A 22191-nucleotide genomic window follows, 5' to 3' on the forward strand; every position below is an offset into this window, starting at 1 on the left:
TTTTTTGCGCTTTTGGTACAAGTTTTTTTGATTAATATAGCGACCAACAACCACACACCTTGGGATGAACCCGCATGAGCTCGTTGATCAATAAAGTCTTGTTTACCCGCGCCGGCTACGGCCTGACGGTCCTGCGCATTGTAGTCGGCATTATTTTCGCCGCCCACGGCTCGCAGAAACTCTTCGGCCTGTTTGGTGGCTACGGCCTGGCAGGCACGGCACAGTGGATGGAAAGCATCGGCCTGACCCCGGGCTACGTGATGGCGACACTGGCGGGCGGTACGGAGTTTTTCGCCGGGCTGGCGCTGATCATCGGCTTGTTGGCGCGTCCTGCGGCACTGGGCCTGGCCTTCCTGTCGCTGGTGGCGATTTTCTCCGTGCACATCGGTAACGGCTTGTTCATGGCCAACAACGGTTATGAGTTTGCCTTGGCGTTGCTGGCGGGCAGTATTGCCGTGCTGATCGAGGGGGCGGGCAAGCTGTCGGTCGATCGCGCCATTGCGGGTTGATTGCTCGATTTTGAATTCGAGGCCCGTCTTGTACGTAATGCTGTTCACTTAGGAAAAACGGCGCTTCTTTCAGAAATGGGAAGCGCCGTTTTTTTTGAGGTTTTTTTTGGAAAAATCTACTCGCCTTTTTCCGGATGGATCGTGTGTATATCCGTTGCTGCGGCAACGGATATACACACCAACCCACGCCTCTCGGAACAGATAATCAGAAAACAGCATTACCGTCTTGTACGGGCCTTTTTATGGGGAGTGATTCTTGACACTGCCCAGTCAGCTTCTCTAGGATGCCGCTCATGCGCCGATTTAAACAGCTACTTGCGGGGCGCCAGGTGACTCAATCCAGTCGCCGATAGAAGCCGAAGACAAGGCTTCGAAATACCGCTAAAGCGCTGGTTCGGTGTTGCCTCTCACCTGCCATGCAGACTTTTGAGGCAGAGACACGACACGATGAACGCACCCAGCCCCCTAGTACGTCTTGCGCCGATCACGGCGAACCTTGTCCAACGTAATCCGAAAATTCTCCTGGGCGGGGCCCACCAGCCAACGCTCTTGCGCTATCTCGACGGCTGGCCGCGTCGCAATCATGGGCCCGCTGCTTTCCTGATCCAGTTTGTCGAAGACTGCGAGTCACTGGCGCGTTTCGCCAATGACAGTTTCGACCTGGCCGTCATCCAGTCCCCCAGCGGGGCGGACGCTCCTGAAATGATCCGGCAGTTGACCCGTGTCGCCCGGCAGGGATTGATCACGCGCCGCTGAGGCACGGATTATGGATACGCGATGTCCACGATGTAGACCCGTTTCTCGCCGGTAGGCGTCTGGACGCTGACTTCGGCGTCCAGGGCCTTGCCGATCAGGGCTCGTGCCAACGGTGAGTCGATACTGATCAGGTTCTGCTTCAGGTCCAGCTCGTCCGGGCCGACGATGCGATAGCGTGACTCCTTGCCATCCTCATCTTCGACCGTCACCCAGGCACCGAAGTATACCTTGTTCGGATCGCTGGGTTTTTCACTGACCACTTTAAGCGCCTCGAGGCGCTTGGTAAGGAAACGCACGCGACTGTCGATTTCCCGGAGCATTTTCTTGCCGTAGGTGTATTCGGCGTTTTCCGAACGATCACCCTGGGCCGCCGCCTCGCTGACCGCCTGGGTCACCTGGGGACGGCGCACATGCCACAGCTCATGGAATTCAGCGCGCATCCGCGCTTCACCCTCGGGGGTGATCAGCGCGGTGCCGGCGGTGCGGGGTGGGCGATAACGGCTCATGGCGACTTCTTGTAATAGCGAAGCCGGGAGTCTATCAACCCTCGCGCAATACTGTCAGCGGGCTGGCATTGAGCGCTCGACGGGTGCCAAACACACCGGCCGTACCGATCAACAAGGCCCCCAGCAGTGGCAATGCCAGCAGCCATGGATGCGGATGCCAGGGCAGGTCGAAGGCGTACCTGTAAAGCACCAGGCTCACCAGCTCCGACCCCAGGGCCGCGAGCAGGCCACTGACCGCGCCCAGCAGGCCGAACTCGATGCGCCGGGCCTTGACCAGCAGGGGCCGTTCGGCACCCAGTGCGCGCAATAGCGCGCCTTGGCGAATGCGCTCGTCGAGGGTTGCCTGCAGGCCGGAAAACAACACCGCCATCCCCGCAGCCAGCACGAACAGCAACACATACTCCACCGCCAGGGTCACCTGGGCCAGGATGCTGCGCAGTTGCTCGAGCAGGGCCTCGACTTGCAGGATCGTCACCGCCGGAAAGGCCCGGGACAGGTCGACGATCTGTTGGTCGTGCCCCGATGCCAGGTAGAAACTGGTGAGATAAGTGGCCGGCAGATCCTTCAAGGTGCCGGGCTGGAAAATCATGAAGAAGTTGGGCTGGAAATTGTCCCAGTTGATCTCCCGCAGGCTGGTGACCTTCGCTTCACGGTTGACGCCGCCCACGCTGAACACCAGGCGATCGCCCAGCTTGATCTTGAGGTTCTCGGCCACTTTGCCTTCCACCGAGACCCCGGGGATATCATCCGGTGGCTGCTGCGGCCACCAGGTCCCTGCGGTGACGATATTGCCCGCCGGCAGGTCCGCGGCCCAGGTCAGGCTCAGGTCACGTTGCAGCGCCCGGTCACCCGCCGAGTCCTTGGTGACGAACTCTGTGGCCGGTTCGCCATTGATGCTGATGAGGCGCCCGGGCACCACGGGGTAGAGCGGGGCCGATTGCGCCGACAGTGCCAGCAGCTTGTCGGTGAAGGCCTGCTTGTCGTTGGGCAGGATGTTCAGGGCGAAATAGTTCGGGGCGTTTTTGGGCAACTGGTTTTGCCAGGTGTCCAGCAATTCACCACGTAATAGCGCGATCAGCGCCATGGACAACAGGATCAGGCCGAACGCCAGGGCCTGTCCGGCCGCCGCCAAGGGATGACGCAGCAATTGGCCCAGGCCCAGCCGCCAGGGCAGGGAGGCGCGGGCCAGCAGTCGACGCAGGCTCTGGAGCAGCAGCAACAACAGGCCGCCAAGCACCAGGGCGGCCACGACGCCACCGCCCAGCAGGGCGAAAGTGAGGACCAGGTCCAGGCTCAGGCGCCACATGATCAGGCCCAGGGCGCCCAGCGCGGCACCGTAGATCACCCAGGAGCTGGAGGGGATCGGCAGCATGTCCCGGCGCAGCACGCGCAATGGCGGTACCCGACCCAGTGCAGCCAGTGGCGGCAGGGCGAACCCCGCCAGGGCCACCAGCCCGGTGCCGATCCCGGCGATCGCTGGCAGCAGGCCACCCGGCGGAACGGTGCTGGGCAGCAGGTCATGCAGCAGGGCGAACAGGCCCAGTTGGGCGATCCAGCCGAGCAGGGCGCCACTGATGCTGGCGAGCAGGCCCAGCACCGTCAATTGCAGGCTGAACAGCATCATGGTTTCCCGACGTGACAGGCCCAGGCAGCGCAGCAGCGCGCTGGCATCGAAACGTCGGGTGGCAAAGCGGTTGGCCGAGAGCGCGACGGCGACACCGGACAGCAACACTGCCACCAGGCTGGCCATGTTCAGGTAGCGTTCGGCCTTGCCCAGGGCGCCACCGATCTGCCGGTTGCCGTCGCGGGCATCCTGCAGGCGCTGGTTGGCTTCAAGGCCAGGCTTGACCAGGTCGCGGTAGGTTTGCAGCGCCGGTGCCGGGCCACGCCACAGGTCGCGATAGCTGACACGGCTGCCCGGCTGGACCACGCCGGTGGCCTCCAGGTCCTTGAGGTTGATCAGCACCCGCGGGGTGAGGCTGTAGAAGTTGCCGGCGCGATCGGGCTCATAAGTCAGCACGCGGCTCAGGCGCAAGGTCTGGTTGCCGACGTCGATGCTGTCGCCGATCTTCAGGTCCAGTGCCGTCAGCAGCCGTGCTTCGACCCAGGCCTCGCCAGGGTTCGGACGTCCGCCGATTTCTTCCGGGGCGAACGGGGTTGGGGTGCTTTTCAGCTCGCCGCGCAATGGGTAGCTGTCATCGGCCGCCTTGACGCTGGACAGTTGGATGCCATTGTCGGTGGCCACGACGCTGGAGAACTCCACCACCCGAGCATGTACCAGGCCCAGTTCGGTGCCGCTGCGGATCTGCTCCGGGCGGGCGGGGGAGCTGCCTTCGAGCAGCAGGTCGGCACCGAGGAACTCGGTAGCGCGCATCATCATCGCGCCGTTGAGACGGGCACCGAAGTAACCGATGGCCGTACTTGCCGCCACCGCCACCAGCAGGGCGAAGAACAACACCCGCAACTCACCGGCGCGGGCATCGCGAAGCAATTGACGGACAGCGAGACTGAAAAGGCGCAACAGCGGCAAGCGTGCCATCAAGGCTCCAGAGGGGCGACCATCTCGCCGGCTTCAAGTCGGATCAGGCGCCGGCAGCGATGGGCCAGGCGTTCATCATGGGTCACCAGCACCAGGGTCGTGCCGCGTTCCTTGTTCAATTCGAACAGCAGGTCGCTGATGCGCTCGCCGGTGTGGCTGTCGAGGTTGCCGGTGGGTTCGTCGGCAAACAGCACGTCGGGTTCGGCGGCAAAGGCGCGGGCAATCGCCACGCGTTGCTGTTCGCCGCCGGAGAGCTGGCGCGGCGAGTGAGTCAGGCGCTGGCCCAGGCCGACGCGCTCCAACAATTGCGTGGCGCGTTCGCGGGCATCCTTGCGCCCGTCCAGTTCCAGCGGCAGCATGACGTTTTCCAGTGCATTGAGGCTGTCGAGCAACTGGAACGACTGGAAGACGAAACCGACATGCTCGGCGCGGATCCGCGCACGCTGGTCTTCATCCAGTGTGCTGAGGGCCTGGCCGGCGAGCGTCACCTCGCCGCTGCTGGGCAGGTCGAGGCCGGCCAGCAGGCCCAGGAGGGTGGATTTGCCGGAACCGGACGCACCGACGATGGCCAGGCTATCGCCTTTGTTCAGTTCCAGGCTGAGTTCGTGCAGGATGGTCAGTTCACCTTCCGCGCTGGAGACCACTTTGCTAAGGTCCGTCGCGGTGAGAATGCTTGAGCCCATGGAGAATCCGATGCGTGTGTGGTTTTTGAGTGCCGGCCTGGCCTTTATGTGCATGGCCCAGAACGCAGCGGCGGGTACAGTCCTGATCGTTGGCGATAGTATCAGCGCGGCTTTCGGCCTGGATACCCGGCAAGGGTGGGTGTCGTTGCTCGAACAACGGCTCAAGGCCGAGGGTTTTGACGATAAAGTGGTCAATGCTTCCATCAGTGGCGACACCAGTGCCGGAGGTCAGGCGCGGCTGCCGGCGCTGCTTGCAGCCCATAAGCCGGACCTGGTAATCCTCGAGCTGGGCGGCAACGATGGCTTGCGCGGACAGCCGCCAACACAATTGCAACAAAACCTTGCAGCGATGATCGACAGCGCCCGCGCCAGCGGCGCCCAGGTGCTTTTGCTGGGCATGCAACTGCCGCCCAATTACGGACGGCGCTACACCGAGGCCTTTACCCGGGTCTACAGCACCCTGGCCGAGGAGAAAAAGGTCCCGCTGGTGCCGTTTTTCCTCAAGGACGTCGGTGGTGTCCCGACCATGATGCAGGGCGACGGATTGCACCCGTCCGTCGCGGCCCAGGGCAAGTTGCTGGAAAATGTCTGGCCGACGCTCAAACCGCTGCTTTGACGCTTTTCTACAGGCGGGCTTTCGGCTAATGTGGCGCCCCCGATTTGGAGCCCCCGATGCCGCGTCCCGCCTGGTCCCTGTTTGCCTACCAACTGATCGAGCCTGACGAGCAGTTGGATCTGTTCGCCTGCCAGGAAGTGCGGGTGCACCTGGTGACCCGGCAGTTGGAACTCGGTGGCTCGGCCGACCGCACCCTCTGTGGCAGCCTGCTGCCGGCCCAACCGCGCTGGTCAAGCGTCGATCGCAAGATTTTCCAGGATCATCGCCTGTGCTCGTTGTGCCGGGCGATCCTGGAGTCCCAGAAACGCGGCACCTCGCCAATCTGGCCGGAGCTGCGGTTCGAGCTGTAATCCCTCAGATTCCCGACATCTCCCACAGGGTTTGTGTCGAACCATCCATATGTGAATGCCTGAAACAATGCAGCGCATCGGACGCCTCTGTACCGCTCTCCCCGAAATAACAAGGGGCAGTGTACAATCGCCGTTTTAATAACCCTGTTCGATCTGCGAAGGATTTCCCGGATGTTGCCGCGCTTGCCTGCCGTCGCCCGCTGCCTGTCTCTTGCCGCCCTGTGTATGGCGGGCCCCGTTGCCGCACTGGAGCTGCCTCTGCCGCCGCCGGGGGAAGACATCGTTGGCCAGGTGCAGGTTATCAAGGCCAAGTACGAAGACACCTTCGCCGACCTGGGCACCACCCATGACCTGGGCTACAACGAGATGGTCGCCGCCAACCCGGGGGTCGATCCCTGGTTGCCGGGCGCCGGCACCGAGATCGTGCTGCCGACTCGCTTCATCCTGCCGCCGGGCCCGCGCGAAGGTATCGTGATCAACCTTGCCGAGTACCGTCTCTACTATTTCCCCAAGGGGCGGAACGTGGTCTACACCTTCCCGCTGGGGATCGGGCGTGAGGGCTGGGGATCGCCGATCGCCCACACCAGCATCGTCGCCAAGACGCCGAACCCGACCTGGACCCCGCCGGCATCGATCAAGGCCGAACACGCCGCCGACGGCGACCCGCTGCCCAATGTCGTGCCCGCCGGCCCGGATAACCCGCTGGGTCCTTTCAAGTTCACCCTGGGCACCCCGGGCTACCTGATCCATGGTTCGAACAAGAAGTTCGGCATCGGCATGCGGACCAGCCACGGTTGCTTCCGGATGTTCAACAACAACGTACTGGAAATGGCCGGCATGGTGCCGGTGGGTACATCGGTGCGGATCATCAACGACCCCTACAAGCTTGGCGTGAGCGGTGGCAAGGTGTATCTGGAAGCTCATACACCGTTGGACGACAATGGCAACCCGTCGGTGGTGGACAAGCACACCGCAGTGATCAACACGATGCTCAAGCGTGAAGACATCACCAGCAACCTGCGCATGAACTGGGACGAGGTGCGGGACGTGGTGGCGGCCGAAGATGGCATGCCGGTGGAAATCGCTGTTCCGAATACCTCGGCGTCGATGGTCATGAGCGCGCCGATCGACTTGCAGCAGTAAACGACGCGACTACAACCCGTCGACGTTTCGCGATGTCGGCGGGTTTTTTATTGCCTGGGAAAACACTGGGCAATAGCTCTCGAATCCAAAAAAAAGCCGACCCAAAAATGGGTCGGCTCGATAACAATCCCGAAGGATTATTACTTGCGGCTAGCTTTTTCCAGCATGCGCAGAGCACGCTCGTTAGCTTCGTCAGCAGTCTGTTGTGCTTTTTGAGCAGCAGCCAGAGCTTCATCAGCTTTACGGTAAGCTTCGTCTGCACGAGCTTGGGAGCGAGCTGCTGCGTCTTCGGTAGCAGTCAGACGTGCTTCGGTTTCTTTCGATGCGCTGCTGCAACCGGTAGCCAGAACTGCGGCCAGGGCCAGAGCAGAGAATTTCAGAACGTTGTTCATCGTGTTCCCCTTCAAGGACATTCTATTAGTGACTCTCTCCCCAGACTGAGGAGTTAGCCGGCGTACATACTACCCATTACTTGTAGTAAGTAAACTGACGTAGCGCAAGAAGCAAAAAAATTCTAGGCGGTGATTCTTTTTCGGGCAACTTTTCCGAGGGGTGTTTAAAAAATATACAGCCCAAAGCCCTTGGCTGGAGCGCGTCAACGACAAAAAGTTCCGTAGTGACAGAGAACTCCGGCAGCCCTCGCTAACGTCGTTGTTTATTGATTCGCCTACACTTTTGTACATTTTTTGTGCAACGCCCCAGGCATCTTTTATTGGTATTGGCGGTGACTTTAACTACGCGCGCTCGTCTCAAGACTCAACAACTGGCGATGTTCAGCTATTGCACCGTGACCGATTGCAGCGCGACGATGGCGCTCAATCGATAAACCCGAGGAGGTTTACCCCCTTCGATGACAGGCGTGCCTTGAGCATTTACGTCATTGGTGCCTACTATTCACGACGTGCTCGGGTTTGAGCGGATCGGTTTTGGCGCTCGGTGACCAGGAAGGCACGGGGTGGCGTAGATGTTCCTTCGCCGGAAAAACATCGGTAAGGTAGGGGTCGGCATTCAGACCCGCGAGGAGTAGTGATGAGCGAGGCGGTTACCATCCACCATGACCAGGCTGGTCATCAGTTCGAGACCAATGTGGACGGTCATCGTGCCTATCTGACCTATATGGACCTGGGCAAGCAGACCCTGGATATCTATCGCACCTTCGTGCCCAACGCCTTGCGCGGCCGGGGCATCGCGGCGGCGTTGACCGAACGGGCGCTGCAGTACGCCGAAGAAATGGGCTACACGGTGATCCCGTCCTGCTCCTACGTGGAGCGTTACATGGAGCGCCACCAGCGGCACGCGGCGAAACTCTGAGAAAACGGATTCCCAATAAAAACGCCGGACTTTTCAGTCCGGCGTTTTTTTATGCTTTGAGCAGAGCAAAAGATCGCAGGCTTCGCCAGCTCCTACATCCCCGCTCCAAATATATGTAGGAACCGCGTAGGAGCTGTGTAGGAGCTGTCGAGTGCAACGAGGCTGCGATCTTTTTTAACCGCGCTGCCGCTTCGGCAATACATCCTTGAGCTTGGCATGCATGCTGCGCAGCGTATTCTCGGTCGCGCTCCAGTCGATGCAGGCATCGGTGATGGAGACACCGTACTTCAAGTCGGCGAGGTCTTTCGGGATCGCCTGGCAGCCCCAATTCAAGTGACTTTCGACCATCAGGCCGATAATCGACTGGTTGCCTTCCAGGATCTGGTTGGCCACGTTCTCCATCACCAGCGGTTGCAGCGCTGGGTCCTTGTTGGAGTTGGCGTGGCTGCAGTCGACCATGATGTTCGGCTTGATCTTTGCTTTGTTCAGCGCCTGTTCACACAGCGCGACGCTGACCGAATCGTAGTTCGGCTTGCCGTTGCCACCGCGCAACACCACGTGACCGTAGGCGTTGCCCTTGGTGGTGACGATCGACACGCCACCTTCCTGGTTGATGCCCAGGAAACGGTGCGGGCTGGAGACCGATTGCAAGGCGTTGATCGCCACGGTGAGGCCACCGTCGGTGCCGTTCTTGAAGCCCACTGCCGACGACAGGCCGGAGGCCATTTCGCGGTGGGTCTGGGATTCGGTGGTGCGCGCGCCGATGGCCGACCAGCTGATCAGGTCCTGCAGGTATTGCGGCGAGATCGGGTCCAGGGCTTCGGTCGCGGTGGGCAGGCCCATTTCTGCCAGGTCCAGCAGCAACTGGCGACCGATGTGCAAGCCGTCCTGGATCTTGAAGGAGTCGTCCAGGTACGGATCGTTGATCAGGCCTTTCCAGCCGACGGTGGTCCGCGGCTTCTCGAAATACACCCGCATGACCAGGTACAGGGTGTCGGACACTTCCGCGGCCAACACTTTCAGGCGCTCGGCGTACTCGTGGGCGGCCTTGATGTCATGGATCGAGCAGGGCCCGATGACCACGAACAGGCGATGATCGGTGCCGTCCAGGATGTTGCGGATGACTTCGCGGCCCTTGGTCACGGTGCGCAGGGCAGCGTCGCTCAGGGGGATATCGCGCTTGAGCTGGTCAGGCGTGATGAGGGTCTCGTTGGAGGCGACGTTAAGGTCGTTGATCGGTAAATCAGCCATCGTGTTACTCGTCAGGTCACGGGTGCCGGCCGCCAGCGATCCCCGCGCGGCGGTGCACAGCGGATTTTAAGCGCGTCGGGGAGCCGAACCTTAGCGCGTTACGAGGTGGCTCGACAATGGGCTGGTATGGGTTTAATGCCCTATAGACTGGGGAAAAGGCCTTGGAGATGGCTCTACAGCAGATTCGTGAACAGATGTAATGAAGATTGCATGCCATGGCGCTCGCGCTGATAGTGTGCAGGGGCCGTTTACCAGAGGAGTTGCAAAGATGCAGGCAGGCGTTAAACCGCGGATCGGGATGATCGGCACCGGGGCGATCGGTGGGTTCTACGGCGTGATGCTGGCGCATGCCGGTTTTGACGTGCACTTTCTACTGCGCAGCGAGTTTGCTGCCGTGGCCGAAGCCGGCTTGCGAATCGACAGTGCGGTTCACGGTGCGCTGGCCCTCAACCCCGTCCAGGCGTATCGCTCGGCGGCTGACATGCCACCCTGCGACTGGCTGCTGGTCGGCGCCAAGACCACCAGCAATGCCGAACTGGCCCCGGCCATTATCCAGGCTGCCGCTGACGGTGCGAAAATCCTGCTGCTGCAGAACGGCCTGGATGTCGAAGACGATCTTCGACCTTTGCTGCCCGATTCGTTGCACCTGTTAGGGGGGCTGTGCCTGATCTGCGTGCATCGCGTCGGCCCTGGTGTCATTGCCCACCAGGCCCTCGGCGCGGTCAACATCGGTTACCACAGTGGTCCTTGCGCCGATCATGCACAACGCATGGAAATCGTCGAAGAGGCGGCGACGTTGTTCCGCAGCGCCGCTATCGACGCCCAGGCCATGCCTGGCCTGCAACAGGCCCGTTGGCAGAAGTTGGTGTGGAATGTGCCGTACAACGGTCTTTCGGTTCTGTTGGGCGCCAGTACCACGCCGTTGATGGCCAACGACCATAGCCGCGAATTGATCCGGGCACTGATGGAGGAGGTGGTCCGCGGTGCGCAAGCCTGCGGGCATCACATCGCGCCGGGTTATGCCGAGTATCTGTTCACGATGACCGAGAAGATGCCCGACTACTGGCCCAGCATGTACCACGATTATTCCCACAAGCGTGCGCTGGAGCTGGACGCGATCTACGGCCGGCCATTGGCGGCGGCGAAAGCGGCGGGGTGTGAGCTGCCGAAAATCGAAGCCTTGTACCAGGCGTTGGCGTTCGTGGACCGATATAACCGCTGAGCAGGCGAAAGGGGGGAGCGGTATGGCAAACAACATCGACGATAAACTGGTGCTGGCGATTTCGTCGCGGGCGCTGTTCGACCTGAGGGAAAGTCACAAGGTGTACCTGTCGAGTGGCGTCGAAGCCTACCGGCAATACCAGATCGAGCATGAAGACGAAGTCCTTGCCCCCGGTGATGCGTTCGCCCTGGTGCAAAAGCTGCTGAACCTCAACGAGCACCTGGGTCGTGCCCGGGTCGAGGTGATCCTGGTCTCGCGCAACAGTGCTGACACCGGTCTTCGAGTGTTCAACTCGATTCATCATTATGGGCTGGCGATCTCGCGCGCCGCCTTCGTGGGCGGCCGCAGTCCCTACCCGTACCTCAAGGCGTTCGGTTGCGATCTCTTTTTGTCTACCCACGCTGAAGACGTGCGCAGCGCCCTGGACGCCGGCTTTGCCGCCGCGACCATCCTGTCGGGCGGTGCCAGTCGCGCGGCCAGCGAGGAACTGCGCATTGCCTTCGACGGCGATGCCGTGCTGTTTTCCGATGAATCGGAGCGCGTCTATCAGGCCGATGGGTTGGAAGCCTTCCAGGCCAGCGAACGACAGGCCGCCCGCGAGCCGTTGCGAGGCGGGCCGTTCAAGGGGTTCCTGGCGGCGCTCAATGCACTGCAGCGCGAGTTTCCCGAAGACGCCTGCCCCATTCGTACGGCGCTGGTGACGGCCCGTTCGGCACCGGCCCATGAGCGGGTCATCCGGACCTTGCGTGAGTGGGATATTCGCCTGGACGAATCGTTGTTCCTGGGCGGCCTGACCAAATCGGCCTTCCTCGAAGCGTTCGCCGCCGATGTTTTTTTCGATGACCAGACCGGCCATTGCGAACTGGCCCGAGAGGTGGTCGCCACCGGACATGTGCCCCACGGTATCAGTAACGAAATGAAGCCCTGACTGCCTCAGGTCCGGGACGTCAAGCCGCACGTCGCAGTCTCCAAGGCGCTGCTAAGCTGAATCAATCTCCGCCATTTTGGCACGCGAGGAGGTCACATGATTCGTTCGATGCTGTACGCCACAGACCTGGGCCTGTACGCCCCTTATGTGATGCAGCATGCCTTGGCGTTAGCACGGACGTTTGAAGCCGAGTTGTATGTGGTGCATGCGGTAGAACCGATGGGGCTGTTCGCCGAGTCGGTGTTGCAAAGCTATCTCGACGAGCAGGCGCTGAACGAATTTCATCGTCAAGGTCTGAATACGGTGATGGCCAATATCGAACAGCGAGTGCTCGACAGTTTCCGCGAGGAATTGGGAGAGGGGCAGCAGGATTTGCAACTGATCAAGTCGGTCAGGGTGTACCAGGGCGATCCTTCCCAGGTCATCCTGGAGCAGGCTGCGAAACTCTCTGTCGACTTGCTGATCGTAGGCAGTCATTGCCAAGGGGCAAGCGGTGAAACTCCCTTGGGCAGGACCGCTGCACGGGTATTGCAGTTATCCCGGGTGCCGGTCTACCTGGTGCCGCTGGTACAGCGCCGACGCCAGGGAGAGGCTTGAGGCTAAATGGTGGCTTTTATAAAAAGTTCTAGATATATTGTCAAAACCTTTCATATAGTTATATACCGTCGCTGATGCCCGTGGCGTCCAACTGCTTTGAGGGATACATATGAAGCTTCAACAACTGCGCTACATCTGGGAAGTGGCGCACCACGACCTCAACGTTTCCGCTACTGCCCAAAGCCTCTACACGTCGCAACCTGGTATCAGCAAGCAGATCCGCCTGTTGGAAGATGAACTGGGCGTTGAAGTCTTCGCCCGCAGCGGCAAGCACCTGACCCGCGTGACCCCGGCCGGCGAGCGTATCATCACCACCGCTGGCGAGATCTTGCGCAAGGTCGAAAGCATCAAGCAGATCGCCCAGGAGTTCTCCAACGAGAAAAAAGGCACCCTGTCGATCGCCACCACGCACACCCAGGCCCGCTATGCGCTGCCGCCGGTGATCAGCAATTTCATCAAGCAGTACCCCGACGTGGCGCTGCACATGCACCAAGGCTCGCCGATGCAGATCGCCGAGATGGCGGCCGACGGCACGGTGGATTTCGCCATTGCCACCGAGGCCCTGGAATTGTTCGGGGACCTGGTGATGATGCCGTGCTATCGCTGGAACCGCTGCGTGGTCGTGCCCCAGGGCCACCCGTTGACCAAGCTGCCGAAGCTGACCCTCGAAGCCCTGGCCGAATACCCGATCGTGACCTACGTATTCGGTTTCACCGGTCGTTCCAAACTTGACGAAGCCTTCAGCCATCGTGGCCTGACGCCGAAAGTGGTGTTCACCGCCGCCGACGCCGACGTGATCAAGACTTACGTTCGCCTGGGCCTGGGCGTGGGCATCGTCGCGAAGATGGCCGTCGATACCAAGCTCGACAGCGACCTGGTGGTACTGGATGCCAGCGAGCTGTTCGAATCCAGCGTGACCAAGATCGGCTTCCGTCGTGGCACATTCCTGCGCGGCTTCATGTGCGATTTCATCGAGAAATTTGCACCGCACCTGACCCGCGAAGTCATGGCCAAGGCCATCCAATGCCACAACAAGCAAGAACTCGAAGAGTTGTTCGACGGCGTCGAACTACCGGTGCACTAAAGCCCTTCTAGATCGCCTCGGTGACAGCGAACTGTTGCCGGGCGCCCGCTACCACGATCTCCACTTCATCCCCTTCGAACTTGCCCAACAGGCCGCGGCCCAACGGTGAGCGAGGGGTGATGACAGTGATCGGCTGGCCCACCAGCGAGACCTTCAAGCCCGCCGCATCCGGCCCCAGGAAAAGCCATTGCTGGCGACCGTCCTCATCTTCCAGCCCGATCAAGGTGCCGACCTGGATACCGCGCTGCTCGTCGTAAGGCCTTAGTGTCAGGTTCTGGCAGAGGGTCAGGGCCTGGCGGATTTCTTCCACGCGCCTGGCTTGTCCGGCGGCGAGGTAGGACGCCTCCAGGCCCAGGGTGTCGTACTTGTTCTCGGCGATGTTTTCTTCGTGGGTCGCGGTTTCGTAGGCGGTTTGCGCGGCGCGTTCGGCGATGTCGAGATCAATCTTGAGCTTGTCGAGAATCAACTGGTGGACGGTCTGTTTATTCATGATCATTCGCAGAATTGCAGAACGTTGGCGCGGCTTTTTTCACTGGGCGCATTCTGGTCCTGTTGCAGCCAGAACTGGCACTTGGGGTTGGACAGGTTGCGCGGATTGTTGCGGGCCTGATCGAGCGCCTGGCGCTGCTCGTTCCTTTGCAGGTTCTGCTGGTATTGCTCGAACATCGGCGTAGGCGGCTCCGGGGCCGGTTGCACTGCCGGCGGTTGCGCCAGTTGATGGACGGCGGCGGCCACCGGTGCCAGTTGTTCGTTGAACAGGAATCTGGACAGCAGCCAGCCCGTCAACACGATGGCGAGAAACCCCAGCCACAGGCCCAGGGCAATGCTGAAGGTCAATTGCAAAGCTGTAAGGCGCGAGGGTGTCGAGTGATCGGGCATGGCTGCTTCCTGGCAGAGTCATGGACAGGCGGTGATTGTCGCATGAAGATTAATCGCCGTCGGCTCTTCTGCGTGATCGGTTTATTCGGGACAATCAGGCCTTTGCCACAGGGAGTCGGGAATGACCGTGCGTTGGGATATTTTTTGCACCGTCGTCGATAACTATGGCGATATTGGTGTCACTTGGCGCCTGGCTCGGCAGTTGGTGGCCGAGCATCAATGTGCGGTGCGGCTATGGGTCGACGACCTGCGTGCCTTCGAACGGCTGTGCCCGGAAATCGACGTCACCCTGTCCGAGCAATGGCAACAGGGCGTGCAAGTGCGTCACTGGCCCGGGGAGTGGGCGCCCACCGAAGCCGCCGACGTGGTGATCGCTGCGTTTGCCTGCCAGTTGCCGAGCGCCTACATGGATGCGATGGCCGCGCGCCAGACGACGCCCCTGTGGATGAACCTTGATTATTTGAGCGCCGAGGACTGGGTGATCGGTTGTCACGGCCTGCCGTCGGTCAAATACAAACACGTGCAGAAATATTTCTTTTTCCCCGGCTTCCAGGAAGGAACAGGTGGCCTGCTGCGTGAGGCGGGGCTTTTGGAGCGCCGTCGACAATTCCAGCAGGATGCCGAAGCACAACGAATATTCCTGCAAGGGCTGGGTGTCGAGCGGGCGCCGGATGCCTGCCTGATCTCGCTGTTCGCCTATGAGAACGCCGGGTTGGCGAGCTGGTTTGACGCAATGGCCGCTGATGCCCAAGCGTTTCATGTGCTGGTTCCCGAAGGGCGGGTGCTGGGCGATGTCGAGCGTTGGCTTGGGGTCGACGGCCTGGCGGTCGGTGCGCTACATCGACGCGGCGCACTGACGGTGCAGGTGTTGCCGTTCATCCGCCAGGACCAGTACGACCACCTGCTATGGTGCTGCGAGTTCAACGCCGTGCGCGGCGAAGACTCCTTCGTGCGTGCCCAATGGGCTGGTCGGCCGCTGCTCTGGCATATCTACCAGCAGGAAGAAGACGTCCACCTGGAAAAGCTCGAGGCGTTTCTCAGGCTCTATACCCAGGGGCTTTCTCAGGCGGCGCAAAAAGCGATCAGCGGTCTTTGGCGGGCCTGGAATGCCGGCCAAGACATGAGCGAACATTGGAAAGCCACCCGTGAACAGCAGCAGGAACTGGCCGAACATGCCCAGGCGTGGTGTCTGGAACAGGCCTCGCGAGCCGATCTTGCCGCAGCGCTGGTGAAGTTTTATGTAAATTGGATATGATACGCGGCCTAGATTTTTGTAAATCCCATCCAAATTCGGATATTCGCAATGAAAACTGGTAAAGAACTGAAACCCGGGACCGTGATCCGTCTCGAAAACGATCCTTGGCTGGTTCAGAAAGCTGAGTTCACCAAGTCGGGTCGTAACAGCGCGATCATGAAGACCAAGCTGAAGAACCTGCTGACCGGTTACAAGACCGAGATCGTCTACAGCGCCGACGACAAACTGGACGACGTGATCCTCGACCGCAAAGAAGCGACCCTGTCCTTCATCAGCGGCGACACCTACACGTTCATGGACACCACTGACTACACCATGTACGAGCTGAACGCCGAAGACATCGAAAGCGTTCTGCCGTTCATCGAAGAAGGCATGACCGACGTCTGCGAAGCCGTGTTCTTCGAAGAGCGCCTGGTTTCCGTAGAACTGCCGACCACCATCGTGCGTGTAGTTGACTACACTGAAGGTTCAGCTCGCGGCGACACTTCCGGCAAGGTCATGAAGCCTGCCAAACTGAGCAACGGTACTGAACTGCAAGTTGCTGACTTCATCGAAATCGGTGACAAGATCGAGATCGATACCCGCGAAGGCGGTTCCTACAAAGGCCGCGCTAAATAAGCGAAGCCTTCTGTATGAAAAAGCCCGACCATTGAGTCGGGCTTTTTCATTTCAGGACTGAATACCAGATCTCCGTGGCGAGGGAGCTTGCTCCCGCTGGGCCTGTAGGAGCTGTCGAGCGGAGCGAGGCTGCGATCTTTCCCCGGACACTTGAGTCTCAAGCGAAAGATCAAAAGATCGTCCGAACGCGGCCCGAGCCTTCGCCAGCTCCTACACAGCCGAGCGGGAGTAAGCTCCCTCGCCACAAAGGCTGCTCCTGGCTCCGTCACTACTTCAGGTGTTGCTTGAGCTCTTGCGACACCTGCAGCATCGCCGAACGCACCGCCGGCACCTGGCTGACCACGTTGAGCAAGCCATAGTCGTGGATCATGCCGTTGTAGCGTACGGCCGTCACCGGTACACCGGCCGCGTCCAGCTTGCGGGCATAGGCTTCACCCTCATCGCGCAAGACGTCGGCCTCGGCGGTCTGTACCAGCGCGGGCGGCAGACCCTCGAGCTGTGCGGTGCTGGCGCGTAACGGCGAGGCATAGATCTCGCTGCGTTGTCCGGCATCGGTGGTGTAGTTGTCCCAGAACCACTTCATCATGTTTTTACTGAGGAAGTGTCCTTCGGCGAACTGGTTGTAGGACGCCGTCTCGAAGCTGGCATCGGTCACCGGCCACAGCAACGCCTGGAAACGAATCGCCGGGGTGCCTTTGTCCTTGGCCATCAGGGCCACCACCGCCGCCATGTTGCCGCCGACGCTGTTGCCCACCACGGCCAGGCGCTTGCCGTCGACGTTGATCTGCTTGCCGTGTTCGGCCACCCATTTCGTGGCGGCGTAGGCCTGGTTGATCGCCACCGGATAATGCGCCTCGGGTGAGGGCGTGTAGTTGACGAACACCGCGACAGCGCCCGAGCCCGCCACCAGATCCCGAACCAGGCGTTCGTGGGTTGGAAAGTCGCCCAATACCCAGCCACCGCCGTGGAAGAACATGAACACGGGCAGCTCACCCTTGACCCCAGCCGGGCGAACGATGGTCAGGCTGATTGGCTGGCCATCGACCTGGATGGTTTTCACGCTGACATCGGCCTTGGGCAAGGTCAGTTTTACCCCCGCCTGGGCCCCCACCAATACGGCGCGGGCGTCTTTGGGCGACAGTTGTTCCAGGGGCTTGCCGGTGCCGGCATTCAGCGCGTCGAGAAACGCCTGGGTGTTGTGTTCGACGATGCCGTCGGCGAAGGCACTGCTGACGCTGAGGGCGAGAAGGGTGGCGGTCAAGGCTTTGCTGAGCGTGTTCATGGGCATCTCCTTAGGTTCGGGTCCAGGGTCGGTGGTCAGACGGTCACGTGCAGGCGGACATCAACGTTGCCACGGGTGGCGTTGGAGTACGGGCAGACTTGGTGAGCCGCATCCACCAGGCTTTGCGCGTCGGCCTGGTCCAGCCCTGGCAGGCTGATGTGCAGGTCGATGTCGAGGCCGAAACCGCCGGGGATCTGGCCGATGCCGACATGGGCGGTAATCGAGGCGTCATCCGGGATCTTGCGTTTGCTCTGGCTGGCAACGAATTTCAGTGCGCCGATGAAGCAGGCCGAGTAGCCGGCGGCGAACAGTTGCTCAGGGTTGGTCGCCGCACCGCCTGCACCGCCGAGTTCCTTGGGCGTGGCAAGTTTGACGTCGAGGATGTTGTCGCTGGAGATCGCACGACCATCACGGCCGCCGGTGGAGGTTGCGATTGCGGTGTAGAGCGTTTGCATGATGAGAGCCTCGTTTCTGGGTTGGTGTTATTGCGCTAAATGTTTGCGCGCTAAGTAGGTGTAAAGCGAATGTATAGCGCTAATATTTTGCGCGCAAGATAAATTTTTGAGGCGAATCGGATTTTCGAAGCTGAGAAGGCTTGTAACCTTTGAGCTAGAGCGTTTTAGTGCAGCAAAATTTTTTTGGATGGGCTAGTTACAGATCAGGGAGCGACAGGGGCTGCCGCCATTGCGAGCAAGCTCGCTCCCAAATTGGATTTGCGTCGAACGCAGATTTATAGCCACTGAGCATCAAGTGTGGGAGCGAGCTTGCTCGCGATGGCGGTGGGTCAGCTGAAGGTCAGTCAGAGGCTGTCTTGCAAATGCCCGCGCAGCGCTTGCAGATCAAGCTGCAGCTTCTTCAACTGTTCCAGGGTCTGACCGCTGGCGGCGAGGATGCATTGGGGGATGTCGAGGGCTTTTTCGCGCAGGGCGCGGCCCTGTTCGGTGAGTTCGACAATCACCACGCGTTCGTCTTCACGGCTGCGGGTGCGGCTCAGCAGGCCTTCGGCCTCCAGGCGCTTGAGCAGCGGCGTCAGCGAGCCGGGGTCTGTCAGTAGGCGCGTGCTGATTTCTCCGACGGTCAATCCGTCCTTCTCCCACAACACCATCATCGCCAGGTACTGCGGATACGTCAGGCCCAGGGCCTGTAGTAGCGGCTTATAGACTTTGGTCATCAGCAGCGATGTGGAGTGCAGGGCGAAACAGACCTGGTTGTCGAGCAGCAGGGCTTCGCAGGCTTCGGGGGTGTCGTGCGGGGTGTTCATGGCAAAACCTTCAATCAATGATCGGTACGAATCTAGCGGGCGAATCTTTAATGCGCCAGATAAATTTGATGTCTTGCACCGATGTTGCGTTTCCCCGTCGGCGCCGACTGCGTAGGATAAGGCCCCTAAGGAAAGGGGAATCGTCTTGTTCGAATTTGCGCAGTTTTTGGTGTTTGGTGCCGTGTTGGGCACCCTCGGGGGATTGTTCGGCATCGGTGGTGGCCTGATCGCCATTCCGGTGCTGGGCGTCTGGTTCGGCCTCGACCAGCAACTGGCCCAAGGTACGGCGCTGGTCATGGTGGTGCCCAACGTGATGCTCGCATTGTGGCGCTATCACCAGCGCAATCGCATCGAATTGCGCCATGCCCTGCCGTTGGCTTCCATGGGATTCTGCTTTGCCTGGCTTGGTTCGATCTGGGCGGTGGGGATCGACGCGAACAGCATGCGGATCGGCTTCGTCGCGTTCCTGATCGCCCTGACACTCTACAACCTGGCCCGCATGTTCGTCGCCAACGCACCGGCTTCGGCGCAGATGCGCTATGGCTGGCCATGGCTCGGCGTGCTGGGAGCCGCATCCGGGACCATGGGCGGTTTGTTCGGTGTCGGCGGGGCCGTGGTCGCGACGCCGATCCTGACCAGCATCTTTGGCACCAGCCAGGTGGTTGCCCAAGGTTTGTCCCTGGCGCTGGCCTTGCCCAGTACCGGCGTGACCCTCGCCACTTATGCGTTTCACCATGAAGTGGACTGGAGCATCGGCCTGCCGCTGGCCGTCGGTGGCCTGCTGAGCATCAGTTGGGGGGTGAAAGTCGCCCACGCCTTGCCGGAGCGGCTGTTGCGCGGGCTGTTCTGCGGTTTCCTGGTGCTGTGCGCGGTACTGCTCACCTTTAAAGCTTGAAACCGTCGACGATGTGCTCGGCCAGGCACTCGGTGATCGGCGATGGGTTATGCAGGTTGCGGATCAGCATGATGCTGGCCTCGGGCAGTTCCGGCAGGTCTTCAGCCTTGCCCAGCACGCGCATGTCCGGGGTCAGCAGGCTTTCCAGTTGCGCCGTGATCGCCAGGCCGGCTCCCACCACTGCCATGAGCGCCGACAGGCTCGAGCTGTTGTACGCCACGCGATAATCGCGGCCCATGGCATCCAGCGCATTGCACGCCCATTGTCGGCAGAAACAGTCACTGTTGAACATCGCCAGCGGCAGCGGTGTTTGTTCATGGACGTTGAAGCAGGCGGCTTCGGCCCAGACAAAGCGCTCCTTGCGCAGCAACTGGCCGATTTCGTCCCCCGGTTTGCGGGTGACGATGGACAGGTCCAGGTCCTGGCGCAGCAGCAACTGCTTGGACGATTCGCAGTGCACTTCAATTTCGATCAGGGGGTAGAACTGGGCGAAGCGTTGCAGGATGCCTGGCAGGAAGCGCATCACGTAATCGTCCGGCGTGCCGATGCGCACCGTGCCGACCATGTGCGGTTCGCGCAGGGTATTGAACACCTCGCTGTGCAGCTTGAGGATCCGCCTGGCGTAGCCCAGCAGCACCTGGCCTTCGGCGGTGAGCTTGACTTGGCGCCCATCACGTTCGAACAGCCGCCGTTGCAATACGTCTTCTTCGAGCCGCTTCATCTGCATGCTGACGGCCGACTGGGTGCGATTGACCAATTCCCCGGCCCGGGTGAAACCGCCCTGGTCGGCGATGGCGACAAAGGTACGCAGCACTTCCGTATCGATGCTCGGGTAACTCGACAATTGATCAATCTCCGAGATGTATTGCATAAGAAACATTCGTTGGATTGATCTTAGCGTTAGCGCGAGACTTGAGCCATCCCCAACGGAGGACATCACGATGAAAGGTCAAAAAGGTTATCTACTGATAGACAAACTCTCCCACGGCTTTTCCGTCAGCGCCCTGCTGCACAAGTTTAGCCGCTGGTACGAATTGCACCACGAGCGCGAACTGCTGGCCGGAATGAGCGATGAGGCGCTCAAGGACATTGGCGTGAGTCGTGCAGACGTGGAGCAGGAAGTGGTCCGGCCATTCTGGGATGACCCAATTCACAAATGAGCCATCCTTTCCTACACAAACCCCTTATTGGTGAGGTAGGTTGCGAGCAGAGAAGGAGATCTCCATGCCCGCGACTCTGTCCTTTACCCTCAAACAGGCCCGGCGCCTGGCGTTGGCCGCCCAAGGATTCGATGGGCGGTCGCCGCCAGCTTCGGTGCAACCCTCACGCCTCAACCGCCTGATCGAACGCCTCGGCGTCCTGCAGATCGACTCAGTCAATGCGTTGGTGCGCTCGCATTACCTCCCGCTGTTCTCCCGCCTCGGTCACTACAATCGCGATTTGCTCGATCAGGCCGCCTGGAGCCAGGGGCGACGTCGCACGCTGTTCGAATATTGGGGCCATGAAGCGTCGCTGCTGCCGATGTCAATGTATCCGCTGATGCGCTGGCGCATGAGTCGGGCGTCGGGTGGCGAAGGGATTTATCAGCAGTTGGCGCGTTTCGGTCATGAGCGTCAGGACGTTATTCGCCGCGTTCTGGCTTCGGTGCAGGAGCAGGGCGCCATTGGTGCGGGCAGCTTGTCCACGCGCAAGGAAAAGGCCGGGCCCTGGTGGGACTGGAGTGCCGAAAAGCACGCGCTGGAATGGCTGTTCGCCGCGGGCGAAGTCACGGTGGCGGGGCGGCGCGGGTTCGAGCGGCTCTACGACTTGCCCGAACGGGTACTGCCGGCCTCGATCCTGCAGCAACCATTGCCGGACGAGGCCCAGGCCCAACGCGCCTTGCTGCTACATGCAGCGGACGCCTTGGGTATTGCGACCGAGAAAGACTTGCGCGACTACTTTCGCCTCGACCCGGCCGACAGTCGTGGGCGCTTGGCCGAACTGGAAGAGGCCGGGGAACTGCTGCGCTGCCAGGTGCAGGGCTGGAAACAACCGGCCTGGTGCCGACCCGCGGCGAAAATTCCTCGCAAGGTCGCCGCCAGTGCCTTGCTTTCGCCGTTCGACTCGCTGGTCTGGGAGCGCGGCCGTACCGAGCGGTTGTTCGATTTTCGCTACCGGCTGGAGATCTACACACCTGTCCACAAGCGGGTGTACGGCTATTACGTGTTGCCGTTCCTGCACCACGAACGCATCGCGGCTCGGGTGGACCTGCGGGCAGAGCGGGCCTTGGGGCAGTTGGCCGTGCATGCCGTGCACGAGGATGCTTCGGGGCTGGACGAGGAGGGGATGCTAGCCCTGGCGCTGAACCTGCAGCGCATGGCTCGGTGGCTGGGGCTGGAGCGGGTCCAGCTCAATTGTCAGCGGGTGAGTGGGGTGCGGTTGGCGGTGGCATTGGCGCAGATCAATGGTGACTGAGGCATCGCCATCGCGAGCAAGCTCCCACATTGGATCTGCTGTGAGCACATGA

26 protein-coding genes are annotated in these 22191 nt (G+C 60.8%); 15 read left to right on the forward strand and 11 right to left on the reverse strand.

Annotated elements, in window-relative coordinates:
• Positions 1–74 precede the first annotated feature (74 nt).
• Entirely contained in the window at positions 75–509 is a 435-nt protein-coding gene (locus AC09SL_RS00895) for a DoxX family protein (RefSeq protein WP_018603042.1), read from the forward strand.
• A gap of 447 nt (positions 510–956) precedes the next feature.
• The gene (locus AC09SL_RS00900; RefSeq protein WP_058543665.1) at positions 957–1265 is read left to right on the forward strand and encodes a hypothetical protein; all 309 of its coding nucleotides are present in this window, start codon (positions 957–959) and stop codon (positions 1263–1265) included.
• An 8-nt stretch (positions 1266–1273) separates the two neighbouring features.
• Here the strand turns inward: AC09SL_RS00900 and greB are convergent, their stop codons facing one another.
• From greB to AC09SL_RS00915, 3 genes are read right to left on the reverse strand one after another with little or no spacing between them, the layout of a single operon-like run.
• Positions 1274–1771: a transcription elongation factor GreB gene (gene greB / locus AC09SL_RS00905; protein ID WP_003199337.1), complete on the reverse strand. Its 498-nt coding sequence runs from the start codon at positions 1769–1771 to the stop codon at positions 1274–1276.
• Between the two features lie 34 nt (positions 1772–1805).
• Complete coding sequence (locus AC09SL_RS00910) at positions 1806–4310, reverse strand: ABC transporter permease (protein ID WP_058543664.1); 2505 nt, start codon at positions 4308–4310, stop codon at positions 1806–1808.
• A complete protein-coding gene (locus AC09SL_RS00915; protein ID WP_058543663.1) occupies positions 4310–4993 on the reverse strand; it encodes an ABC transporter ATP-binding protein in 684 nt (227 codons plus the stop codon). Before AC09SL_RS00915 ends, AC09SL_RS00910 begins: the two co-directional genes overlap by 1 nt.
• Before the next feature lie 10 nt (positions 4994–5003).
• Between AC09SL_RS00915 and AC09SL_RS00920 the strand changes: the two genes are divergently transcribed.
• The 3 genes from AC09SL_RS00920 (at position 5004) to AC09SL_RS00930 (ending at position 7102) form a co-directional block, all read left to right on the forward strand.
• Positions 5004–5609, forward strand: coding sequence for an arylesterase (locus AC09SL_RS00920; protein WP_058543662.1), 606 nt, complete (start codon positions 5004–5006; stop codon positions 5607–5609).
• Positions 5610–5665: 56 nt separating this feature from the next.
• On the forward strand, positions 5666–5959 hold the full coding sequence (locus AC09SL_RS00925; protein ID WP_003199347.1) for a hypothetical protein: 294 nt from the start codon (positions 5666–5668) through the stop codon (positions 5957–5959).
• Positions 5960–6130: 171 nt separating this feature from the next.
• Positions 6131–7102 carry a L,D-transpeptidase family protein gene (locus AC09SL_RS00930; protein ID WP_058543661.1) on the forward strand — a complete coding sequence of 324 codons (972 nt, stop codon included), beginning with the start codon at positions 6131–6133 and terminating at the stop codon, positions 7100–7102.
• Between the two features lie 140 nt (positions 7103–7242).
• Here the strand turns inward: AC09SL_RS00930 and oprI are convergent, their stop codons facing one another.
• Entirely contained in the window at positions 7243–7494 is a 252-nt protein-coding gene (gene oprI / locus AC09SL_RS00935; protein ID WP_003183784.1) for an outer membrane lipoprotei OprI, read from the reverse strand.
• Positions 7495–8131: 637 nt separating this feature from the next.
• Here oprI and AC09SL_RS00940 point away from each other — a divergent pair.
• Positions 8132–8413: a GNAT family N-acetyltransferase gene (locus AC09SL_RS00940; RefSeq protein WP_053120470.1), complete on the forward strand. Its 282-nt coding sequence runs from the start codon at positions 8132–8134 to the stop codon at positions 8411–8413.
• A gap of 174 nt (positions 8414–8587) precedes the next feature.
• Here the strand turns inward: AC09SL_RS00940 and AC09SL_RS00945 are convergent, their stop codons facing one another.
• Complete coding sequence (locus tag AC09SL_RS00945; protein ID WP_058542424.1) at positions 8588–9664, reverse strand: 3-deoxy-7-phosphoheptulonate synthase; 1077 nt, start codon at positions 9662–9664, stop codon at positions 8588–8590.
• A gap of 268 nt (positions 9665–9932) precedes the next feature.
• Between AC09SL_RS00945 and AC09SL_RS00950 the strand changes: the two genes are divergently transcribed.
• The 4 genes from AC09SL_RS00950 to cysB all read left to right on the forward strand — a co-directional run bounded on the left by AC09SL_RS00950 (position 9933) and on the right by cysB (position 13495).
• Positions 9933–10886: a putative 2-dehydropantoate 2-reductase gene (locus AC09SL_RS00950; protein ID WP_058542425.1), complete on the forward strand. Its 954-nt coding sequence runs from the start codon at positions 9933–9935 to the stop codon at positions 10884–10886.
• Positions 10887–10908: 22 nt separating this feature from the next.
• Positions 10909–11814, forward strand: coding sequence for a 5'-nucleotidase (locus tag AC09SL_RS00955; RefSeq protein WP_003199368.1), 906 nt, complete (start codon positions 10909–10911; stop codon positions 11812–11814).
• Positions 11815–11910: 96 nt separating this feature from the next.
• A complete protein-coding gene (locus tag AC09SL_RS00960; protein WP_058542426.1) occupies positions 11911–12411 on the forward strand; it encodes a universal stress protein in 501 nt (166 codons plus the stop codon).
• Between the two features lie 109 nt (positions 12412–12520).
• Complete coding sequence (cysB, locus tag AC09SL_RS00965) at positions 12521–13495, forward strand: HTH-type transcriptional regulator CysB (protein ID WP_003199376.1); 975 nt, start codon at positions 12521–12523, stop codon at positions 13493–13495.
• A 7-nt stretch (positions 13496–13502) separates the two neighbouring features.
• Here cysB and AC09SL_RS00970 read toward each other — a convergent pair whose 3' ends face one another.
• Positions 13503–13985: a GreA/GreB family elongation factor gene (locus tag AC09SL_RS00970; protein WP_003199378.1), complete on the reverse strand. Its 483-nt coding sequence runs from the start codon at positions 13983–13985 to the stop codon at positions 13503–13505.
• A gap of 2 nt (positions 13986–13987) precedes the next feature.
• Positions 13988–14374, reverse strand: coding sequence for a hypothetical protein (locus tag AC09SL_RS00975; RefSeq protein WP_058542427.1), 387 nt, complete (start codon positions 14372–14374; stop codon positions 13988–13990).
• A 121-nt stretch (positions 14375–14495) separates the two neighbouring features.
• Here AC09SL_RS00975 and earP point away from each other — a divergent pair, with 121 nt between their 5' ends.
• On the forward strand, positions 14496–15629 hold the full coding sequence (gene earP / locus AC09SL_RS00980; RefSeq protein WP_058542428.1) for an elongation factor P maturation arginine rhamnosyltransferase EarP: 1134 nt from the start codon (positions 14496–14498) through the stop codon (positions 15627–15629).
• Between the two features lie 48 nt (positions 15630–15677).
• Positions 15678–16247 (forward strand): elongation factor P, encoded by a 570-nt coding sequence (locus tag AC09SL_RS00985; protein WP_018603118.1) that lies wholly within the window; start codon positions 15678–15680, stop codon positions 16245–16247.
• A gap of 268 nt (positions 16248–16515) precedes the next feature.
• On the opposite strand, the gene AC09SL_RS00990 is transcribed toward AC09SL_RS00985, so the two are convergent.
• The 3 genes from AC09SL_RS00990 to AC09SL_RS01000 all read right to left on the reverse strand — a co-directional run bounded on the left by AC09SL_RS00990 (position 16516) and on the right by AC09SL_RS01000 (position 18790).
• Positions 16516–17529 carry an alpha/beta hydrolase gene (locus AC09SL_RS00990; protein ID WP_058542429.1) on the reverse strand — a complete coding sequence of 338 codons (1014 nt, stop codon included), beginning with the start codon at positions 17527–17529 and terminating at the stop codon, positions 16516–16518.
• Positions 17530–17564: 35 nt separating this feature from the next.
• Positions 17565–17984, reverse strand: a complete 420-nt coding sequence (locus AC09SL_RS00995) for an organic hydroperoxide resistance protein (protein WP_003199389.1) — start codon at positions 17982–17984, stop codon at positions 17565–17567.
• A gap of 344 nt (positions 17985–18328) precedes the next feature.
• Positions 18329–18790 (reverse strand): MarR family winged helix-turn-helix transcriptional regulator, encoded by a 462-nt coding sequence (locus tag AC09SL_RS01000; protein WP_058542430.1) that lies wholly within the window; start codon positions 18788–18790, stop codon positions 18329–18331.
• Positions 18791–18935: 145 nt separating this feature from the next.
• Between AC09SL_RS01000 and AC09SL_RS01005 the strand changes: the two genes are divergently transcribed.
• Positions 18936–19685, forward strand: a complete 750-nt coding sequence (locus AC09SL_RS01005) for a sulfite exporter TauE/SafE family protein (protein WP_058542431.1) — start codon at positions 18936–18938, stop codon at positions 19683–19685.
• Here the strand turns inward: AC09SL_RS01005 and AC09SL_RS01010 are convergent.
• The gene (locus tag AC09SL_RS01010; RefSeq protein ID WP_175359757.1) at positions 19675–20529 is read right to left on the reverse strand and encodes a LysR substrate-binding domain-containing protein; all 855 of its coding nucleotides are present in this window, start codon (positions 20527–20529) and stop codon (positions 19675–19677) included. The genes AC09SL_RS01005 and AC09SL_RS01010 overlap by 11 nt on opposite strands.
• A 97-nt stretch (positions 20530–20626) precedes the next feature.
• On the opposite strand from AC09SL_RS01010, the gene AC09SL_RS01015 reads away from it, so the two are divergent.
• Together AC09SL_RS01015 and AC09SL_RS01020 are read left to right on the forward strand one after the other, a co-directional pair.
• Entirely contained in the window at positions 20627–20845 is a 219-nt protein-coding gene (locus AC09SL_RS01015; protein WP_058543206.1) for a DUF1127 domain-containing protein, read from the forward strand.
• A 64-nt stretch (positions 20846–20909) separates the two neighbouring features.
• Entirely contained in the window at positions 20910–22139 is a 1230-nt protein-coding gene (locus AC09SL_RS01020) for a winged helix-turn-helix domain-containing protein (RefSeq protein ID WP_058543207.1), read from the forward strand.
• Positions 22140–22191 lie beyond the last annotated feature (52 nt).

Source organism: Pseudomonas sp. PF05 (assembly GCF_056521845.1).

Excerpts from the sequence above, each read along its gene's own strand:
- AC09SL_RS00895 (WP_018603042.1), top strand. The coding sequence starts at position 75 with ATGAGCTCGTTGATCAATAAAGTCTTGTTTACCCGCGCCGGCTACGGC.
- AC09SL_RS00900 (WP_058543665.1), top strand. The coding sequence starts at position 957 with ATGAACGCACCCAGCCCCCTAGTACGTCTTGCGCCGATCACGGCGAAC.
- greB (WP_003199337.1), bottom strand. The coding sequence starts at position 1,771 with ATGAGCCGTTATCGCCCACCCCGCACCGCCGGCACCGCGCTGATCACC.
- AC09SL_RS00910 (WP_058543664.1), bottom strand. The coding sequence starts at position 4,310 with ATGGCACGCTTGCCGCTGTTGCGCCTTTTCAGTCTCGCTGTCCGTCAA.
- AC09SL_RS00915 (WP_058543663.1), bottom strand. The coding sequence starts at position 4,993 with ATGGGCTCAAGCATTCTCACCGCGACGGACCTTAGCAAAGTGGTCTCC.
- AC09SL_RS00920 (WP_058543662.1), top strand. The coding sequence starts at position 5,004 with ATGCGTGTGTGGTTTTTGAGTGCCGGCCTGGCCTTTATGTGCATGGCC.
- AC09SL_RS00925 (WP_003199347.1), top strand. The coding sequence starts at position 5,666 with ATGCCGCGTCCCGCCTGGTCCCTGTTTGCCTACCAACTGATCGAGCCT.
- AC09SL_RS00930 (WP_058543661.1), top strand. The coding sequence starts at position 6,131 with ATGTTGCCGCGCTTGCCTGCCGTCGCCCGCTGCCTGTCTCTTGCCGCC.
- oprI (WP_003183784.1), bottom strand. The coding sequence starts at position 7,494 with ATGAACAACGTTCTGAAATTCTCTGCTCTGGCCCTGGCCGCAGTTCTG.
- AC09SL_RS00940 (WP_053120470.1), top strand. The coding sequence starts at position 8,132 with ATGAGCGAGGCGGTTACCATCCACCATGACCAGGCTGGTCATCAGTTC.
- AC09SL_RS00945 (WP_058542424.1), bottom strand. The coding sequence starts at position 9,664 with ATGGCTGATTTACCGATCAACGACCTTAACGTCGCCTCCAACGAGACC.
- AC09SL_RS00950 (WP_058542425.1), top strand. The coding sequence starts at position 9,933 with ATGCAGGCAGGCGTTAAACCGCGGATCGGGATGATCGGCACCGGGGCG.
- AC09SL_RS00955 (WP_003199368.1), top strand. The coding sequence starts at position 10,909 with ATGGCAAACAACATCGACGATAAACTGGTGCTGGCGATTTCGTCGCGG.
- AC09SL_RS00960 (WP_058542426.1), top strand. The coding sequence starts at position 11,911 with ATGATTCGTTCGATGCTGTACGCCACAGACCTGGGCCTGTACGCCCCT.
- cysB (WP_003199376.1), top strand. The coding sequence starts at position 12,521 with ATGAAGCTTCAACAACTGCGCTACATCTGGGAAGTGGCGCACCACGAC.
- AC09SL_RS00970 (WP_003199378.1), bottom strand. The coding sequence starts at position 13,985 with ATGAATAAACAGACCGTCCACCAGTTGATTCTCGACAAGCTCAAGATT.
- AC09SL_RS00975 (WP_058542427.1), bottom strand. The coding sequence starts at position 14,374 with ATGCCCGATCACTCGACACCCTCGCGCCTTACAGCTTTGCAATTGACC.
- earP (WP_058542428.1), top strand. The coding sequence starts at position 14,496 with ATGACCGTGCGTTGGGATATTTTTTGCACCGTCGTCGATAACTATGGC.
- AC09SL_RS00985 (WP_018603118.1), top strand. The coding sequence starts at position 15,678 with ATGAAAACTGGTAAAGAACTGAAACCCGGGACCGTGATCCGTCTCGAA.
- AC09SL_RS00990 (WP_058542429.1), bottom strand. The coding sequence starts at position 17,529 with ATGAACACGCTCAGCAAAGCCTTGACCGCCACCCTTCTCGCCCTCAGC.
- AC09SL_RS00995 (WP_003199389.1), bottom strand. The coding sequence starts at position 17,984 with ATGCAAACGCTCTACACCGCAATCGCAACCTCCACCGGCGGCCGTGAT.
- AC09SL_RS01000 (WP_058542430.1), bottom strand. The coding sequence starts at position 18,790 with ATGAACACCCCGCACGACACCCCCGAAGCCTGCGAAGCCCTGCTGCTC.
- AC09SL_RS01015 (WP_058543206.1), top strand. The coding sequence starts at position 20,627 with ATGAAAGGTCAAAAAGGTTATCTACTGATAGACAAACTCTCCCACGGC.
- AC09SL_RS01020 (WP_058543207.1), top strand. The coding sequence starts at position 20,910 with ATGCCCGCGACTCTGTCCTTTACCCTCAAACAGGCCCGGCGCCTGGCG.